Source organism: Gammaproteobacteria bacterium (assembly GCA_032250735.1).
In the GTDB taxonomy this organism is placed as follows: Bacteria; Pseudomonadota; Gammaproteobacteria; order SZUA-152; family SZUA-152; genus SZUA-152.
Genome location: JAVVEP010000061.1, coordinates 1 through 2,837 on the forward strand (window position 1 = coordinate 1; position 2,837 = coordinate 2,837).

Annotated in this window: 3 protein-coding genes; all 3 read right to left on the reverse strand. The window is 62.2% G+C overall.

What is annotated here, in order from left to right:
- On the reverse strand, positions 1-463 hold a 463-nt coding region (locus tag RRB22_15815), incomplete at its 3' end, for a universal stress protein (protein ID MDT8385866.1).
- Positions 464-480: 17 nt separating this feature from the next.
- Positions 481-1,959, reverse strand: coding sequence for a SulP family inorganic anion transporter (locus tag RRB22_15820; protein MDT8385867.1), 1,479 nt, complete (start codon positions 1,957-1,959; stop codon positions 481-483).
- A gap of 373 nt (positions 1,960-2,332) precedes the next feature.
- The gene (locus tag RRB22_15825; GenBank protein MDT8385868.1) at positions 2,333-2,674 is read right to left on the reverse strand and encodes a TraR/DksA family transcriptional regulator; all 342 of its coding nucleotides are present in this window, start codon (positions 2,672-2,674) and stop codon (positions 2,333-2,335) included.
- Positions 2,675-2,837: the final 163 nt, after the last annotated feature.

Sequence of the window (2,837 nt, forward strand, 5' to 3'; positions counted from 1 at the left end):
AAACCAGCATGGGCCGGTGCAGGCTGCGGACAATGGATTCGAGCCGGCTGCCCACATGCGCGCCGAGGTTCTCGTCATGCTTGCCCAGCACCAGCAGGCGCGTATCCTGTTCGACGGCCAGCAGGGACTCCAGCAGGTCGCCGTGACGCTGATGCACGATGGGATCGTCGACGCCGTCGGCGAGCGCCCGCTGGCGGGCCGCCTCCAGCATGATCCGTCCCTGCTCCAGCGCCAGCCTGCCGCGCTTTTCATCCAGCTCCGCCAGCTCCTGCAGCAGGGCCTCGCGGCTCCCCAGGCCGATGTTGCCGCTGAGATTGCTCTCCACCGGGTAGGCCGACTTGTCGAGTACGTGCAGCAGAATGAGCGGTGCTTCCAGGCGCAGGCTGCTCCAGGCGGCGTAGTCGCTGACCGCAGTGGAAACTTCGGTGCCGTCGATACAGGCGATGACATTGGTCTTGGTCATGGTGATTCCCCTCTCGGTCAGTGACCCATCAGCTTTTCTACCGCGTCTGGCTTATCGTGCACGGCGAATTTATCGACGATGGTGGCGCTGGCCTCGTTGAGACCGATGATCTCCACCTCGGTGCCCTCGCGGCGGAACTTGAGCACCGCCTTGTCCAGGGCCGCCACGGCGGTGATATCCCAGAAGTGGGCCTTGCACAGGTCGATCACCACCTTGTCGACCGCCTCTTTGAAATCGAAAAACTCCACGAACTTGTCCGCCGAGGCGAAGAACACCTGGCCGACCACCTGGTAGGTGCGCACGGTGCCGTCTTCGTTCAATTGCGAGGTGACATACTTGTACTGGGCGACCTTGTTGGCAAAGAACATGGCCGCCAGCAGCACGCCGATGAACACGCCCCAGGCTAGGTTGTGGGTGGCGACCACCACCACCACGGTGGTGATCATCACCAGACTGGTGCTTTTCGGGTGTTTTTTCAGGTTACGGATCGATTCCCAGCTAAAGGTGCCGATGGCCACCATGATCATTACCGCCACCAGCGCCGCCATGGGGATCTGCGCCACCCACTCACCCAGAAAGACCACCATGACGAGCAGGAAGACGCCGGCCGCCAGCGCCGAGAGGCGGGTGCGCCCGCCGGATTTGATGTTGATGATCGACTGGCCGATCATGGCGCAACCCGCCATGCCGCCCAGCAGGCCGGAGGCGATGTTGGCCACGCCCTGGCCCTTGCACTCACGGTTCTTGTCGCTGCCCGAATCGGTCAGGTCGTCGATGATGGTCGCGGTCATCAAGGATTCCAGCAAGCCCACCATCGCCAGCGACACCGAATAGGGAAAGATGATCGCCAGGGTCTCGAAGGTCAGAGGCACCTCGGGCCAGAGGAATACCGGCAGGGTATCGGGTAGCTCGCCCATGTCGCCCACGGTACGGATGTCCAGATTCAGGAACATCACGATGGCCGTCAGCACCACAATGGTGACCAGCGGCGAAGGCACCGCCCTGGTCAGATAGGGAAAGAGGTAGATGATGGCCAGTCCGCCGGCGGTCATGGCATAGACCTGCCAGGTCACGCCGGTAAGCTCCGGCAACTGCGCCATGAAGATGAGGATCGCCAGCGCGTTGACGAAGCCGGTGACCACCGAACGCGACACGAAACGCATCAGCGAGCCCAGCTTGAGGTAACCGGCAATGATTTGCAGCACGCCGGTGAGCAAGGTCGCCGCCAGCAGGTATTCCAGACCGTGCTCCTTCACCAGGGTCACCATCAACAGCGCCATGGCGCCGGTGGCAGCGGAGATCATGCCGGGCCGCCCGCCGGTGAAGGCGATCACCACGGCGATACAGAACGAGGCGTACAGGCCCACCTTGGGATCCACCCCCGCGATCACCGAGAAGGCGATCGCCTCCGGGATCAGGGCCAGGGCGACGACGATGCCGGCGAGCAGGTCGCCGCGGATATTGCCAAACCAGTTGTGGCGCAGAGAGCGGCGCAGAGAAACGAGCATTTTTTCTATTACTTCCCAAATTGTTATCGACCTAAGCCGCCGATCGATGGCACTGCCCCCTGCGCATTTCCGGGCAGCGCGAGACCATGGCGTCCTCAATACGCCTTGTCAAACGCACATCGGTGGATGATATCCAGCGGTCGGCGGGTGCGGGCGGTTGTCAGCCGCCTGGTTCAACCACAGGAGGGGGCGAGTCGCCCGTCGCAGGGGTCAGTCAAAAAACGACGATACTATCACACTCGTGTTCGTGTCGAAACCCATCCCATCAGGATCGATTGCCCGGCCACGGCGGGGAACCGTAATACCGTCGGTTCGGTTGCAAAGCAAATGCGACGGGGTTTTGAATCGGGCGGCGCCGAGACTACTGGTCACGTTTCCCGGCGCAGGCGATGCACAGGGTGGCCGCCGGGTCGAACTCCAGCCGGCGCGGGTCAATAGGTTCATCGCAGTCGGTGCAGTAGCCGTAGCTGCCGTCGTCGCAACGGTGTAGCGCCGCTTCGATGCGACGCAGTTCCAGCTCCGCCCGCCGGCGGGTGCTCTGCGCCATGGCCTGCTGCTGCAGGGCGTCCATCCGCGAGAGGCGGCCGACGCTGGTCTGATCCAGCACCACGGTGGCGGTGGAGGCTTTGCGGGCATCCGCCAGGCCCTGGATGGCCTCGCGGGCGGCGAGGAGTTTGTTTCTGAAGTGGTCGATATCCAACATAGTGCAATACTTTATCTTAACTTGGCTAAATTTAGTGTTTTATGATAGGCTCGCGTAGATTTTTTACCAGACAATGAACGATTAGGAACGGCGCCCGCCGTTCCGGATCCCGACGTCTTCGTCGGTAAATACGCTCTCACGCTTCCCGGCCATGCGGTTACCC